The sequence below is a fragment of the Streptomyces sp. L2 genome (genome assembly GCF_004124325.1).
Lineage (GTDB): Bacteria > Actinomycetota > Actinomycetes > Streptomycetales > Streptomycetaceae > Streptomyces.
In genome coordinates this window covers 4,843,208-4,857,883 of sequence record NZ_QBDT01000001.1, presented here as the reverse complement: position 1 = coordinate 4,857,883, position 14,676 = coordinate 4,843,208, and the positions used below count along the sequence as shown (strand labels likewise).

Genomic DNA, 14,676 nt, shown 5'->3' with positions numbered 1-14,676 from the left:
GGGTGAGCCTGACGGGGGGAGTTCTCAGCACGGCGCCGGCCCTGCCCGGTGCCGTCACCACGGCCGCACGGCACCTGCTGCGCGCCCCGGACACGGCGCTGCTCGCACTGAGCGGCTCCGGCGACGGACCGCCCGTGACCATCGACCGGGATCCCGCGCGTGAGGCGGCGCGGCGCGAACTGTCCAAACGGATGTACCACGAGAACGACCCGAGCTGGATCCAGCGCGCGCTGAAGGCATTCTGGGACTGGCTCAGGCCGCTGTTCGACTCCGCGTCGTCCGCGACCCCCGGCGGCACGCTCGGCCTCGTCGTCGTGGTCCTGTGCGTCCTCGCCGTCGCTGCCGCCCTCTGGTGGCGCCTGGGCACACCACGGCGCCGGCCCACCTCGTCCGCGGCCCTCTTCGACGACCGGCCGCGCAGCGCCGCCGAGCACCGCGCGGCCGCCGAGGCACACGCCGCCCAGGGCCACTGGAACCAAGCCGTCCAGGAACGCGTGCGGGCCATCGTCCGCTCCCTGGAGGAGCGGACCCTGCTCGACATCCACCCCGGCCGCACCGCCGACGAGGCGGCCGCCGAAGCCGGCCGCACCCTCACCTCGCACGCCGACCGGCTGCACGCGGCGGCCCGGCACTTCGACGACGTCACATACGGCGGACGCAGGGCGAGCCAGGAGTCGTACCAGCGCGTCGCCGAACTCGACCGCGCCCTGGAACGCACCAGGCCGATCCTCGCGCAGACCATCAGCAGCACGGCCCACAGCACCCGCCAGGGGGCCGCCGGATGACCACGGGCACCACCACGCCGCCGACCACCTCGGTCTCCGCCACCCCCCGCCAGATCTGGACCCGCACCCGGGGCATCGTCCTCGCCGTCGTGCTGATCCTCGCCGCCGCCGTCGCCATGGCCGCCGTCCGCTCCACCGCCCGACACGGCGAACTCGACCCGCGCTCCGCCGACCCCTACGGCAGCCGCGCCGTCGCCGAACTCCTCGCCGACCGGGGGGTCTCCACGCGCGTGGTCACCACCCTCGGCGCGGCGCGAGCCGCGGCCGGCCCGGACACCACCCTCCTCGTCGCCGTCCCCGACCGGCTCACGCACCGCCAGCAGAACCGGCTGCACGCCGCGACCGCCTCCTCCGGAGGGCGCACCGTCCTCGTCGCGGCCGGCAGCTGGTCCGTCGAACGGCTCGCCCCCGGCGTCACCGCGGACCCCGCGACCAGCTTCGGCTCGGCACTCGCACCCGACTGCACCCTGCCCGAGGCACAGCGGGCGGGCACCGCCGACACCGGCGGGATCCGCTACACCACCGTCCGCCTGGACGCCGACTCCTGCTACCCCAGCCAGCGCCTCGCCGGACTGATCCGGGTCCCCGCGGCCTCCGGGGGCGACACCGTCGTCCTCGGCGCGCCCGACATCCTCTTCAACAACCGCCTCGACAAACAGGGCAACGCCTCGCTCGCCCTTCAACTCCTCGGCTCGCGCCCCCATCTGGTCTGGTACCTCCCCTCGCTCTCCGACGCCTCCTCCGCCGCCGACACCGGCGACCGCGAAAGCTTCCTCGACCTCATCCCCTCCGGCTGGCTCTGGGGCACACTCCAGCTGTTCATCGCCGCCGCCCTCGCCGCCTTCTGGCGGGCACGCCGACTCGGCCCCCTCGTACCCGAGAAACTCCCCGTCGCGATCCGCGCCTCCGAAACCGTCGAAGGCCGCGCCCGCCTCTACCGCAAGGCGAGCGCCCGCGACCGCGCGGCCGCCGCTCTGCGCTCCACCACCCGCACGCGCCTCGCCCCCCTCGTCGGAGTACCCGTCAGCCAGGCGCACGCGCCCGAAGCCCTGCTCCCCGCTCTGTCCGCCCACCTCCACAGCGACGGACAGACCCTGCAATCCCTCCTCTTCGGACCGCCGCCCGGCGACGACGCGGCCCTCATCGCACTCACCGACCAACTCGACGCCCTCGAAAGAGAGGTACGCCGTTCATGATGGACCCGACCACTGACAACGCCGGGCGGACCGGGGACGCGGGCACCGCCCGCGCCTCGCTGGAAGCCCTGCGCGCCGAGATCGCCAAAGCCGTGGTCGGCCAGGACCCCGCCGTAACCGGCCTCGTCGTCGCCCTCCTCTGCCGCGGACACGTTCTCCTTGAAGGAGTCCCCGGAGTCGCCAAAACGTTGCTCGTCCGCGCCCTCGCGTCCGCGCTCGAACTCGACACCAAACGCGTCCAGTTCACCCCGGACCTGATGCCGAGCGACATCACCGGCTCCCTCGTCTACGACACCCGCACCGCCGAGTTCTCCTTCCAGCCGGGCCCGGTCTTCACCAACCTCCTCCTCGCCGACGAGATCAACCGCACCCCGCCCAAGACCCAGTCCGCCCTCCTGGAAGCCATGGAGGAACGCCAGGTCACGGTCGACGGCACCCCGCGCCTGCTCCCCGAGCCGTTCCTCGTCGCCGCGACGCAGAACCCCGTCGAGTACGAGGGCACCTACCCCCTCCCCGAAGCCCAACTGGACCGTTTCCTCGTGAAACTGACGGTCCCGCTGCCCTCACGCCAGGACGAGATCGACGTCCTCACCCGCCACGCCGCCGGCTTCAACCCGCGCGACCTGCACTCCGCCGGCGTACGCCCCGTCGCCGGTCCCGCCGACCTCGAAGCGGCCCGCGCCGCCGTCGCCAAGACGACCGTCTCCCCCGAGATCACGGCCTACGTCGTCGACATCTGCCGCGCCACCCGCGAATCGCCGTCCCTCAGCCTGGGCGTGTCCCCGCGCGGCGCCACCGCCCTCCTCGCCACGTCACGCGCCTGGGCCTGGCTCACGGGCCGCGACTACGTCATCCCCGACGACGTGAAGGCGCTCGCCCTGCCGACACTGCGCCACCGGATCCAACTCCGCCCCGAGGCCGAGATGGAGGGCGTCACCGCGGACTCCGTCATCAACGCCATCCTGGCCCACGTACCGGTGCCCCGCTGATGGCCCTCACCGGTCGCGCCGCCCTCATCGCGGCCCTCGGCTCGCTCCCCGTCGGCATCCTGGAACCCGGCTGGGCGGGCATCCTCGCCGTCAACGGTTCCGTGGCCCTGGCCTGCGCCTGCGACTTCGCACTCGCGGCGCCCGTACGACACCTCGTCCTGAACCGCTCCGGTGACACCTCCACCCGTCTCGACGAGACCGCCGACGTCACCCTCACGGTCGCCAACCCCTCCCGCCGCCCGCTCAAGGCGCAGCTGCGGGACGCCTGGCCGCCCAGCAGCTGGCAGCCCGGCACGGAGATCGAGGCCTCCCGGCACCGCCTCACCGTGCCCCCGGGGGAGCGCCGCCGGGTCACGACCCGCCTGCGGCCCACGCGCCGCGGCGACCGTGTCGCCGACCGCGTCACCATCCGCTCCTACGGCCCTCTCGGCCTGTTCTCCCGCCAGGGCACCCACCGCGTGCCCTGGACGGTGAGAGTTCTGCCCCCGTTCACGAGCCGGAAGCACCTGCCGTCGAAACTCGCACGATTGCGTGAACTCGACGGCCGCACGTCCGTGCTGACCCGCGGCGAGGGAACCGAGTTCGACAGCCTGCGCGAGTACGTCCCCGGCGACGACACTCGTTCCATCGACTGGCGTGCCACCGCCCGCCACTCCACGGTCGCGGTCCGCACCTGGCGCCCGGAACGGGACCGCCACATCCTCCTGGTCCTGGACACCGGCCGCACGTCGGCCGGCCGCGTGGGCGACGTCCCCCGCCTGGACGCCTCGCTGGACGCGGCCCTGCTCCTCGCGGCACTGGCCTCCCGCGCGGGCGACCGCGTGGACCTGCTCGCCTACGACCGCCGGGTACGGGCTCTCGTCCAGGGCCGCTCCGCCGGAGACGTACTGCCGTCCCTCGTCACCGCGATGGCCACGCTGGAACCCGAGTTGGTCGAGACCGACGCCCGTGGTCTCACGGCCACCGCCGTCCGTACGGCCCCTCGACGCTCCCTGATCGTCCTGCTGACGACACTGGACGCGGCCCCGGTCGAGGAGGGCCTGCTGCCGGTGCTGCCGCAGCTCACGCAGCGCCACACCGTTCTGCTGGCCGCGGTCGCCGATCCACACGTCGCTCGCATGGCGCGGGCCCGTGGCGACGCGGAGGCGGTGTACGAGGCGGCTGCCGCGGCACAGGCACAGGAGGAACGGCACCGGACCGCCGAACAGTTGCGTCGGCATGGGGTGACCGTGGTGGACGCGACGCCGGCGAACCTGGCACCCGCGTTGGCGGACGCCTATCTCGCACTGAAGGCGGCGGGCCGGCTCTGATTTCGCGGCCTCTCCGACCCCTCCCTGGGGGCTTTCCCGGAGGCCTGCCCTGAAACGCAGAAAACCCCCGCATCTTTCGATGCGGGGGTTTTCTTAAAGTTTGTTCGGCGGTGTCCTACTCTCCCACAGGGTCCCCCCTGCAGTACCATCGGCGCTGTGAGGCTTAGCTTCCGGGTTCGGAATGTAACCGGGCGTTTCCCTCACGCTATGACCACCGAAACACTATGAAACTGTGAACGCCACACCACACCCTCGTGCGGGTATGGGGCTGTTCGTGGTTTCAGAACCAACACAGTGAACGCGAGCGTCTGAGGACAAGCCCTCGGCCTATTAGTACCAGTCAACTCCACACCTCACGGTGCTTCCATATCTGGCCTATCAACCCAGTCGTCTACTGGGAGCCTTACCCCATCAAGTGGGTGGGAGTCCTCATCTCGAAGCAGGCTTCCCGCTTAGATGCTTTCAGCGGTTATCCCTCCCGAACGTAGCCAACCAGCCATGCCCTTGGCAGAACAACTGGCACACCAGAGGTTCGTCCGTCCCGGTCCTCTCGTACTAGGGACAGCCCTTCTCAAGACTCCTACGCGCACAGCGGATAGGGACCGAACTGTCTCACGACGTTCTAAACCCAGCTCGCGTACCGCTTTAATGGGCGAACAGCCCAACCCTTGGGACCGACTCCAGCCCCAGGATGCGACGAGCCGACATCGAGGTGCCAAACCATCCCGTCGATATGGACTCTTGGGGAAGATCAGCCTGTTATCCCCGGGGTACCTTTTATCCGTTGAGCGACGGCGCTTCCACAAGCCACCGCCGGATCACTAGTCCCGACTTTCGTCCCTGCTCGACCCGTCGGTCTCACAGTCAAGCTCCCTTGTGCACTTACACTCAACACCTGATTGCCAACCAGGCTGAGGGAACCTTTGGGCGCCTCCGTTACCCTTTAGGAGGCAACCGCCCCAGTTAAACTACCCATCAGACACTGTCCCTGATCCGGATCACGGACCCAGGTTAGACATCCAGCACGACCAGACTGGTATTTCAACGACGACTCCACCCACACTGGCGTGTGAACTTCAAAGTCTCCCAGCTATCCTACACAAGCCGAACCGAACACCAATATCAAACTGTAGTAAAGGTCCCGGGGTCTTTCCGTCCTGCTGCGCGAAACGAGCATCTTTACTCGTAGTGCAATTTCACCGGGCCTATGGTTGAGACAGTCGAGAAGTCGTTACGCCATTCGTGCAGGTCGGAACTTACCCGACAAGGAATTTCGCTACCTTAGGATGGTTATAGTTACCACCGCCGTTTACTGGCGCTTAAGTTCTCAGCTTCGCCCACCCGAAAGTGAGCTAACCGGTCCCCTTAACGTTCCAGCACCGGGCAGGCGTCAGTCCGTATACATCGCCTTACGGCTTCGCACGGACCTGTGTTTTTAGTAAACAGTCGCTTCTCGCTGGTCTCTGCGGCCACCCCCAGCTCGGAGTGCAAGACTCGTCACCGGATGTGGCCCCCCTTCTCCCGAAGTTACGGGGGCATTTTGCCGAGTTCCTTAACCATAGTTCACCCGAACGCCTCGGTATTCTCTACCTGACCACCTGAGTCGGTTTAGGGTACGGGCCGCCATGAAACTCGCTAGAGGCTTTTCTCGACAGCATAGGATCATCCACTTCACCACAATCGGCTCGGCATCAGGTCTCAGACTTAATGATGTGCGGATTTGCCTACACACCGTCCTACACCCTTACCCCGGGACAACCACCGCCCGGGATGGACTACCTTCCTGCGTCACCCCATCACTCACCTACTAACCGCTTGGTTCAGCGGCTCCACCACTCCCCATCACTCCGAAGAGATCAAGGGCGGCTTCACGGCCTTAGCATCACGATGCTCGATGTTTGACGCTTCACAGCGGGTACCGGAATATCAACCGGTTATCCATCGACTACGCCTGTCGGCCTCGCCTTAGGTCCCGACTTACCCTGGGCAGATCAGCTTGACCCAGGAACCCTTAGTCAATCGGCGCAAACGTTTCTCACGTTTGTATCGCTACTCATGCCTGCATTCTCACTCGTCAACCGTCCACAACTACCTTCCGGTGCTGCTTCACCCGGCAGACGACGCTCCCCTACCCATCACAGCCGCCGTTGGGCGTATATGCTGCAATGACACGACTTCGGCGGTACGCTTGAGCCCCGCTACATTGTCGGCGCGGAATCACTAGACCAGTGAGCTATTACGCACTCTTTCAAGGGTGGCTGCTTCTAAGCCAACCTCCTGGTTGTCTCTGCGACTCCACATCCTTTCCCACTTAGCGTACGCTTAGGGGCCTTAGTCGATGCTCTGGGCTGTTTCCCTCTCGACCATGGAGCTTATCCCCCACAGTCTCACTGCCGCGCTCTCACTTACCGGCATTCGGAGTTTGGCTAAGGTCAGTAACCCGGTAGGGCCCATCGCCTATCCAGTGCTCTACCTCCGGCAAGAAACACACGACGCTGCACCTAAATGCATTTCGGGGAGAACCAGCTATCACGGAGTTTGATTGGCCTTTCACCCCTAACCACAGGTCATCCCCCAGGTTTTCAACCCTGGTGGGTTCGGTCCTCCACGAAGTCTTACCTCCGCTTCAACCTGCCCATGGCTAGATCACTCCGCTTCGGGTCTTGAGCGTGCTACTCAGTGTCTAATTAAAGACGGCGCCCTGTTCGGACTCGCTTTCGCTACGGCTTCCCCACCCGGGTTAACCTCGCAACACACCGCAAACTCGCAGGCTCATTCTTCAAAAGGCACGCAGTCACGAGAATGTGCAAGCACATTCCGACGCTCCCACGGCTTGTAGGCACACGGTTTCAGGTACTATTTCACTCCGCTCCCGCGGTACTTTTCACCATTCCCTCACGGTACTATCCGCTATCGGTCACCAGGGAATATTTAGGCTTAGCGGGTGGTCCCGCCAGATTCACACGGGATTTCTCGGGCCCCGTGCTACTTGGGTGTCTCTCAAACGAGCCGCTGACGTTTCGACTACGGGGGTCTTACCCTCTACGCCGGACCTTTCGCATGTCCTTCGCCTACATCAACGGTTTCTGACTCGTCCTGCCGCCGGCAGACGACAGAAGAGAGATCCCACAACCCCGCACGCGCAACCCCTGCCGGGTCTCACACGCATACGGTTTGGCCTCATCCGGTTTCGCTCGCCACTACTCCCGGAATCACGGTTGTTTTCTCTTCCTGAGGGTACTGAGATGTTTCACTTCCCCTCGTTCCCTCCACACTGCCTATGTGTTCAGCAGTGGGTGACAGCCCATGACGACTGCCGGGTTTCCCCATTCGGAAACCCCCGGATCAAAGCCTGGTTGACGACTCCCCGGGGACTATCGCGGCCTCCCACGTCCTTCATCGGTTCCTGGTGCCAAGGCATCCACCGTGCGCCCTTAAAAACTTGGCCACAGATGCTCGCGTTCACTGTGCAGTTCTCAAACAACGACCAGCCACCCGTCACACACCACTTACGCGATGCTTCACCGGGGCCGGCAACTGAAGGCAGCCGCATTCGGCCGTACCCTCAGATACCCAACAGCGTGCCCGGCCGGTCCCTGTCCGAAGATCATGCGTTCCACGCTCCGGAGAGCAGTACTGGCAAGCCTTCGACCCTGGTACCGGCCGAATAATCAACGTTCCACCCATGAGCAACCGTGCAAGACATTTGCTTGCAGTCGGCTATGTGCTCCTTAGAAAGGAGGTGATCCAGCCGCACCTTCCGGTACGGCTACCTTGTTACGACTTCGTCCCAATCGCCAGTCCCACCTTCGACAGCTCCCTCCCACAAGGGGTTGGGCCACCGGCTTCGGGTGTTACCGACTTTCGTGACGTGACGGGCGGTGTGTACAAGGCCCGGGAACGTATTCACCGCAGCAATGCTGATCTGCGATTACTAGCGACTCCGACTTCATGGGGTCGAGTTGCAGACCCCAATCCGAACTGAGACCGGCTTTTTGAGATTCGCTCCACCTCACGGTATCGCAGCTCATTGTACCGGCCATTGTAGCACGTGTGCAGCCCAAGACATAAGGGGCATGATGACTTGACGTCGTCCCCACCTTCCTCCGAGTTGACCCCGGCGGTCTCCTGTGAGTCCCCATCACCCCGAAGGGCATGCTGGCAACACAGAACAAGGGTTGCGCTCGTTGCGGGACTTAACCCAACATCTCACGACACGAGCTGACGACAGCCATGCACCACCTGTATACCGACCACAAGGGGGCACCCATCTCTGGATGTTTCCGGTATATGTCAAGCCTTGGTAAGGTTCTTCGCGTTGCGTCGAATTAAGCCACATGCTCCGCCGCTTGTGCGGGCCCCCGTCAATTCCTTTGAGTTTTAGCCTTGCGGCCGTACTCCCCAGGCGGGGAACTTAATGCGTTAGCTGCGGCACCGACGACGTGGAATGTCGCCAACACCTAGTTCCCACCGTTTACGGCGTGGACTACCAGGGTATCTAATCCTGTTCGCTCCCCACGCTTTCGCTCCTCAGCGTCAGTAATGGCCCAGAGATCCGCCTTCGCCACCGGTGTTCCTCCTGATATCTGCGCATTTCACCGCTACACCAGGAATTCCGATCTCCCCTACCACACTCTAGCTAGCCCGTATCGACTGCAGACCCGAGGTTAAGCCTCGGGCTTTCACAATCGACGTGACAAGCCGCCTACGAGCTCTTTACGCCCAATAATTCCGGACAACGCTTGCGCCCTACGTATTACCGCGGCTGCTGGCACGTAGTTAGCCGGCGCTTCTTCTGCAGGTACCGTCACTTTCGCTTCTTCCCTGCTGAAAGAGGTTTACAACCCGAAGGCCGTCATCCCTCACGCGGCGTCGCTGCATCAGGCTTTCGCCCATTGTGCAATATTCCCCACTGCTGCCTCCCGTAGGAGTCTGGGCCGTGTCTCAGTCCCAGTGTGGCCGGTCGCCCTCTCAGGCCGGCTACCCGTCGTCGCCTTGGTGAGCCACTACCTCACCAACAAGCTGATAGGCCGCGGGCTCATCCTTCACCGCCGGAGCTTTCCAAGTTCGAAGATGCCTCCGAACCTCGTATCCGGTATTAGACCCCGTTTCCAGGGCTTGTCCCAGAGTGAAGGGCAGATTGCCCACGTGTTACTCACCCGTTCGCCACTAATCCCCTCCCGAAGGAGGTTCATCGTTCGACTTGCATGTGTTAAGCACGCCGCCAGCGTTCGTCCTGAGCCAGGATCAAACTCTCCGTGAATGTTTACTCGGCCAGAAAATTAATTCAGCCGGTGAGCACCACGAGAGCGGAACGGTCGGAGGAATGATCCGACCGTTCACAGCGTCCTCGCTGTGTATTTCAAAGGAACCTCGTCCCGGTCGTGATGACCGGAGACGGGGTATCAACATATCTGGCGTTGATTTTTGGCACGCTGTTGAGTTCTCAAGGAACGGTCGCTTCCTTTGTACTCACCCGAGAGACTCTCTCGCGGCTTTCCTCCGGGCGCTTCCCTTCGGTCTTGCGTTTCCGACTCTATCAGATCTTTCCGATCCGATTTCCTCGGTGCTTTCCAGGTTTCCGCTCTCGCGGTTTCCTTTCCGGCGGTTCCGACTTTATCAGAAGTTCTTGACCGGTCTGACCAGCCACTCATTTCTGAGTAATCGGGAGGTTGCTTCTCGAAGCGCCATTCAGGGCTTCTTAGGAAGCTGATAGATCCTAGCGATTGCCGCCGGACCGTGTCCAGTTCTAGGCAACTGTTTGAATCTACCTCCCCACTCGATCCGTGTCAACGGTTCTTGTGGGGCGAAGAGGACACTAGCAGCTCACAGCGGCCCGATGCACATCAGGCGGCCGACGGCACGGTGGAACTGCGCTCGGCCGACGCGAGGTCGCCGGTCTCGCCGGCGCGGGTGGCGCGTCCGCCCAGGACGAAGACGTAGGCCAGGAAAGCCAGCTCGGCGGCGATTCCGATGCTGATGCGGGCCCAGGTGGGCAGGCCGGACGGTGTGACGAAGCCTTCGATGGCGCCCGAGACGAACAGGACCAGGGCGAGTCCGATGGCCATGCCGACGGCTGCCCTGCCCTCTTCGGCGAGGGCGGTTCGGCGGGTGCGCGGACCGGGATCGACGAGGGTCCAGCCGAGTCGCAGGCCCGTGCCGGCGGCCACGAAGACGGCGGTCAGTTCGAGCAGGCCGTGCGGCACTACCAGTCCCAGGAAGGTGTCGAGCCGGCCCGCGGACGACATCAGGCCGAAGCCGACCCCCAGGTTGAGGATGTTCTCGAAGAGGATCCAGAGGACGGGCAGCCCCAGGAAGACGCCGAGGACGAGGCACATCGCGGCCGCGCGCGCGTTGTTCGTCCACACCTGTGCGGCGAACGAGGCCGCGGGGTGGCTGGAGTAGTACGTCTCGTACTCGCCACCGGGACGGGTCAGGTCGCGCAGCTGGCTGGGCGCGGCGATCGACGACTGCACTTCGGGGTGGGCACCGATCCACCAGCCCAGGAGGATCGCGAGGGCCGTGGATATCAGCGCCGTCGGCACCCACCAGTGGCGCGCGCGGTAGACCGCGGCGGGGAAGCCGTGCCCCAGGAAGCGCGTCACGTCGCGCCATGAGGCGCGCCGGGTGCCGGTGACGGCGCTCCGCGCGCGGGCCACGAGTTGGCTGAGCCGCCCGGTGAGCTGCGGGTCGGGCGCGCTGGACTGGACGAGGGACAGGTGGGTCGCGGTGCGCTGGTACAGGGTGACGAGTTCGTCGGCTTCCGCGCCGTTGAGCCGGCGCTGCCGCTGGAGCAGGGCGTCCAGGCGGTCCCATTCGGCTCGGTGTGCGGAGACGAAGACGTCCAGGTCCATGGGGTCTGCCTGCTCCTCGGCTGTCTTCGACTGCTCGTCGTGGATGCTTGTGGTGCTGTCAGCTTGTCGCACCGGCGCGCGGTGCGCCCTCAGCTTGGCAGACTTGCGGTTCTCGGGGCATACCAGGGGAAGGGCGGGCGGGCGTGAGCGAGCTGGTGACGGGCGAGGCGGTGGCGCTCGAACTGAGGCCTGCCCAGTTTCCGAGCAGGGCGTTGGCGATCCTGCTCGATCTGATCGTGACCGTGCTCGCGTACATCGCCGTGAGTGTGGGCCTGTTGGCGGCCACCGCGTCCCTGGACGACGCCGCCCAGATCGCGGTGTCGATCGCCGCCTTCCTGCTGGTCCTGGTGGGCGGGCCCATCGCCGTGGAGACGCTCAGCCATGGGCGCTCGCTGGGAAAGGTGGCCTGTGGCCTGCGCGTGGTGCGGGACGACGGCGGGCCGATCCGCTTCCGTCATGCGCTGGTGCGGGGTGCGATCGGCATGGTGGAGATCGTCATGACGTTCGGCGTCGTGGCCTCCATCGCCTCCTTGGTGTCGGCGCGCGGGCGCCGGCTGGGGGACGTCTTCGCCGGCACCCTGGTGGTGCGTGAGCGGATTCCCGTCGGGCCGGCGGCGTTCGTTCCTCCTCCCCCGCCGTGGCTCGCCGGGCGCTACTCCCAACTGGACCTGTCGGCGGTGCCGGACGGGTTGTGGCTGGCCGTCCGGCAGTACCTGACACGGATGGGGCAGCTGGATCCGCAGGTGGCGTGGGGCATGGCCCAGCGGTTCGCCGCGGATCTCGCGGCACGCACCGGTGCCCAGGTGCCGCAGGGTGAGCATCCCGCCGCCTTCCTCGCGGCCGTCGTGCAGGAGCGGCAGGCCCGTGAGGTCCGGCGGACGTTCGGCACGGGCGTGGGCCCGGCCGTCGCGGGGATGGCTCCGGCGGTTCCTGTCCATCCCGCGCAGCCCCCTCATCCCGCGCAGCCCCCTGCCTACGCGCCGCAAATGCCCCAGGTGCCGCAAGCGCCGCCGGTGCAACCGGCGCCCACAGAGCACCAGCCGGCCCCCTCTCCTCTCCCGATGGCCGGGGCCGAGTCGGCGGCGCCTGACGAGTCGGTGTCCGGGCGCCCGGCGACCGGGTTCGTGCCGCCGGCGTAGGCGGGTGCGGCCCGGCGACCTGCGGGCAGGCGGGTCGCCTGGGCTCAGGTGAGTCCCGACGGTGGTGACTCGAGGTCCTCCAGCTCGATTCCGGGAGCCGACAGGACCACGTCCCCGGCGATGTGGACGGTGTGCCGTTCGCCCGTGTCCAGGGCTGTGACCTGGTATTCATCCACGGTCAGGGGGGCGTTGTCAGTGGCGTGTGCTTCGCTGTCCACCAGAGCCCAGGACTGGTCCACGGTGCGGGGGGCGAGGACGGGGTCCGTGAAGGCGACGAGGCGGACGCGGGTCGCGGCGGAGGAGGAGGTGAGGCGCAGAAGACGGGCGGTGGCGACGAGGAACGCGGGGGAGGTGCCGGTGAAGGCGTGGGCGCGCACATTGCCTTCCGTGGCATCCGTGCCGGTGGGGTCGGTGCGGACCCAGGTGACGCCGTCGAGGGCGGCGCCTCGGACCTGCCAGCCTCCCGCGTGCAGTTCGAGGCGGATGGGGCGGCCGAGGTCGTCGAGGGCGAGGTCGACGGAGCCGCGGTGGTCGCCCGCGGGAGTGGTCAGCTTCGAGACGTAGCGCCAGCCGGACGGGCCGGGGGCGCACTGGAAGTGCTCTTCTGCGAAGGGGGTGTGATCGTGCGGATCGTAGAGCGAATAGCGGCCGCGGGGCATGGGGGTCCTGGGTTCTGACGGGGCTGTCGGTCCGGCCAACGGGACAGGCCCCCGGCACGGGGGTGCGGGGGCCTGTCTCGGAACGGCTGCTCAGTAGCGGTAGTGGTCCGCCTTGTAGGGGCCGTCGACCTCGACGCCGATGTACGACGCCTGCTCCGGGCGGAGCCGGGTCAGCTTGACGCCGAGTGCGTCCAGGTGGAGCCGGGCGACCTTCTCGTCCAGGTGCTTGGGCAGCACGTACACACCGATCGGGTACTCGTCGGGCTTGGTGAACAGCTCGATCTGCGCCAGCGTCTGGTCCGCGAACGAGTTCGACATCACGAACGACGGATGACCGGTCGCGTTGCCCAGGTTCAGCAGACGCCCCTCCGACAGCACGATGAGCACCTTGCCGTCCGGGAACGTCCACGTGTGGACCTGCGGCTTGACCTCGTCCTTCACGATCCCGTCGATCTTCGCCAGGCCGGCCATGTCGATCTCGTTGTCGAAGTGACCGATGTTGCCCACGATCGCCTGGTGCTTCATCCGCGCCATGTCCGACGCCAGGATGATGTCCTTGTTGCCCGTCGTGGTCACGAAGATGTCGGCCGTCTCCACGACCTCGTCCAGCGTGGTCACCTGGTAGCCGTCCATCGCCGCCTGCAGCGCGCAGATCGGGTCGATCTCCGTGATGATCACCCGGGCGCCCTGACCCCGCAGCGACTCCGCACAGCCCTTGCCGACATCGCCGTACCCGCACACCACGGCCGTCTTGCCGCCGATCAGGACGTCCGTCGCACGGTTGATGCCGTCCACCAGGGAGTGCCGGCAGCCGTACTTGTTGTCGAACTTCGACTTCGTCACCGAGTCGTTGACATTGATCGCCGGGAACAGCAGGACGCCGTCACGCTGCATCTCGTACAGGCGGTGCACACCCGTCGTCGTCTCCTCCGTCACCCCACGGATCTCGGAGGACAGCTGGGTCCATTTCTGGGGGTTCTCGCCCAGGGTGCGGTGGAGGAGCTGGAGGATGACGCGGTGCTCGTCGGACTCGGCGGTGTCCACGGAGGGGACCTCGCCGGCCTTCTCGTACTCGACGCCCTGGTGGACGAGGAGGGTGGCGTCACCGCCGTCGTCCAGGATCATGTTCGGGCCGCCGGTGGCGCTGTCGGGCCAGGTCAGCGCCTGCTCCGTGCACCACCAGTACTCCTCCAGGGTTTCGCCCTTCCAGGCGAAGACCGGGATGCCCTGCGGGTTGTCCGGGGTGCCGTTCGGGCCGACGGCGATGGCGGCGGCCGCGTGGTCCTGGGTGGAGAAGATGTTGCAGGAGGCCCAGCGGACGCGGGCGCCGAGCGCGACCAGGGTCTCGATGAGTACGGCGGTCTGCACGGTCATGTGCAGGGAGCCGGTGATGCGGGCGCCGGCAAGGGGCTGGGCCTCGGCGTACTCCTTGCGGATCGCCATCAGGCCGGGCATCTCGTGCTCGGCGAGGGTGATCTCCTTGCGGCCGAACGCGGCCAGGGAGAGGTCGGCGACCTTGAAGTCCTGTCGGCTGTCGACAGTCGTCATTGCGAGCTGCTCCTCGGGATTGGGGCGAGGTGGGTACGGCTGGTCTGCGCGGCGGCGGACACAGGGGTGCCCGGGAAGAGGACACAGGCATGCCCACGTACGCGCAGCGCAGTCCGTCGGAGGCCCTCTCTCCCTCGGCCGGTCCGCACCGGGACCGCCCGACCGCCATCAGCAGCGACGTCTGGCTCCGTCCCAA

General features: G+C 66.2%; 8 protein-coding genes and 3 rRNA genes. 5 read left to right on the top strand and 6 right to left on the bottom strand.

Annotation, left to right across the window (positions count from 1 at the left end):
- Positions 1–2 precede the first annotated feature (2 nt).
- Genes DBP14_RS21725 through DBP14_RS21710 form a run of 4 tightly spaced genes read left to right on the top strand, consistent with a single transcriptional unit; the run spans position 3 to position 4,280 of the window.
- The gene (locus DBP14_RS21725; RefSeq protein ID WP_129308819.1) at positions 3–785 is read left to right on the top strand and encodes a DUF4129 domain-containing protein; all 783 of its coding nucleotides are present in this window, start codon (positions 3–5) and stop codon (positions 783–785) included.
- Complete coding sequence (locus DBP14_RS21720) at positions 782–1,981, top strand: DUF4350 domain-containing protein (protein WP_129308818.1); 1,200 nt, start codon at positions 782–784, stop codon at positions 1,979–1,981. The genes DBP14_RS21725 and DBP14_RS21720 overlap by 4 nt, the downstream gene beginning before the upstream one ends.
- Positions 1,981–2,970 (top strand): MoxR family ATPase, encoded by a 990-nt coding sequence (locus DBP14_RS21715; RefSeq protein WP_129312009.1) that lies wholly within the window; start codon positions 1,981–1,983, stop codon positions 2,968–2,970. The genes DBP14_RS21720 and DBP14_RS21715 overlap by 1 nt, the downstream gene beginning before the upstream one ends.
- On the top strand, positions 2,970–4,280 hold the full coding sequence (locus DBP14_RS21710) for a DUF58 domain-containing protein (RefSeq protein WP_129308817.1): 1,311 nt from the start codon (positions 2,970–2,972) through the stop codon (positions 4,278–4,280). The genes DBP14_RS21715 and DBP14_RS21710 overlap by 1 nt, the downstream gene beginning before the upstream one ends.
- Positions 4,281–4,382: 102 nt before the next feature.
- Here DBP14_RS21710 and rrf read toward each other — a convergent pair.
- From rrf to DBP14_RS21685, 4 genes are all read right to left on the bottom strand, one after another.
- Positions 4,383–4,499: ribosomal RNA gene (gene rrf / locus DBP14_RS21705) — 5S ribosomal RNA — on the bottom strand.
- A 91-nt stretch (positions 4,500–4,590) separates the two neighbouring features.
- Positions 4,591–7,728, bottom strand: a 23S ribosomal RNA gene (locus DBP14_RS21700).
- A gap of 287 nt (positions 7,729–8,015) precedes the next feature.
- Positions 8,016–9,543, bottom strand: a 16S ribosomal RNA gene (locus DBP14_RS21695).
- The 16S, 23S and 5S rRNA genes sit together here, the layout of an rRNA operon.
- Positions 9,544–10,126: 583 nt before the next feature.
- Positions 10,127–11,134 carry a stage II sporulation protein M gene (locus DBP14_RS21685; protein WP_129312008.1) on the bottom strand — a complete coding sequence of 336 codons (1,008 nt, stop codon included), beginning with the start codon at positions 11,132–11,134 and terminating at the stop codon, positions 10,127–10,129.
- Positions 11,135–11,277: 143 nt separating this feature from the next.
- On the opposite strand from DBP14_RS21685, the gene DBP14_RS21680 reads away from it, so the two are divergent.
- Positions 11,278–12,273: an RDD family protein gene (locus DBP14_RS21680; protein ID WP_129308816.1), complete on the top strand. Its 996-nt coding sequence runs from the start codon at positions 11,278–11,280 to the stop codon at positions 12,271–12,273.
- 44 nt (positions 12,274–12,317) lie between these two features.
- On the opposite strand, the gene DBP14_RS21675 is transcribed toward DBP14_RS21680, so the two are convergent.
- Positions 12,318–12,932, bottom strand: a complete 615-nt coding sequence (locus tag DBP14_RS21675) for a hypothetical protein (protein ID WP_129308815.1) — start codon at positions 12,930–12,932, stop codon at positions 12,318–12,320.
- A 90-nt stretch (positions 12,933–13,022) separates the two neighbouring features.
- Positions 13,023–14,480: an adenosylhomocysteinase gene (gene ahcY, locus DBP14_RS21670; RefSeq protein ID WP_129308814.1), complete on the bottom strand. Its 1,458-nt coding sequence runs from the start codon at positions 14,478–14,480 to the stop codon at positions 13,023–13,025.
- Positions 14,481–14,676: the final 196 nt, after the last annotated feature.

Bases quoted from the DNA above. Each gene is read 5' to 3' on its own strand.
- DBP14_RS21720 (WP_129308818.1), top strand. From the start codon at position 782: ATGACCACGGGCACCACCACGCCGCCGACCACCTCGGTCTCCGCCACC.
- DBP14_RS21715 (WP_129312009.1), top strand. From the start codon at position 1,981: ATGGACCCGACCACTGACAACGCCGGGCGGACCGGGGACGCGGGCACC.
- DBP14_RS21710 (WP_129308817.1), top strand. From the start codon at position 2,970: ATGGCCCTCACCGGTCGCGCCGCCCTCATCGCGGCCCTCGGCTCGCTC.
- DBP14_RS21685 (WP_129312008.1), bottom strand. From the start codon at position 11,134: ATGGACCTGGACGTCTTCGTCTCCGCACACCGAGCCGAATGGGACCGC.
- DBP14_RS21675 (WP_129308815.1), bottom strand. From the start codon at position 12,932: ATGCCCCGCGGCCGCTATTCGCTCTACGATCCGCACGATCACACCCCC.
- ahcY (WP_129308814.1), bottom strand. From the start codon at position 14,480: ATGACGACTGTCGACAGCCGACAGGACTTCAAGGTCGCCGACCTCTCC.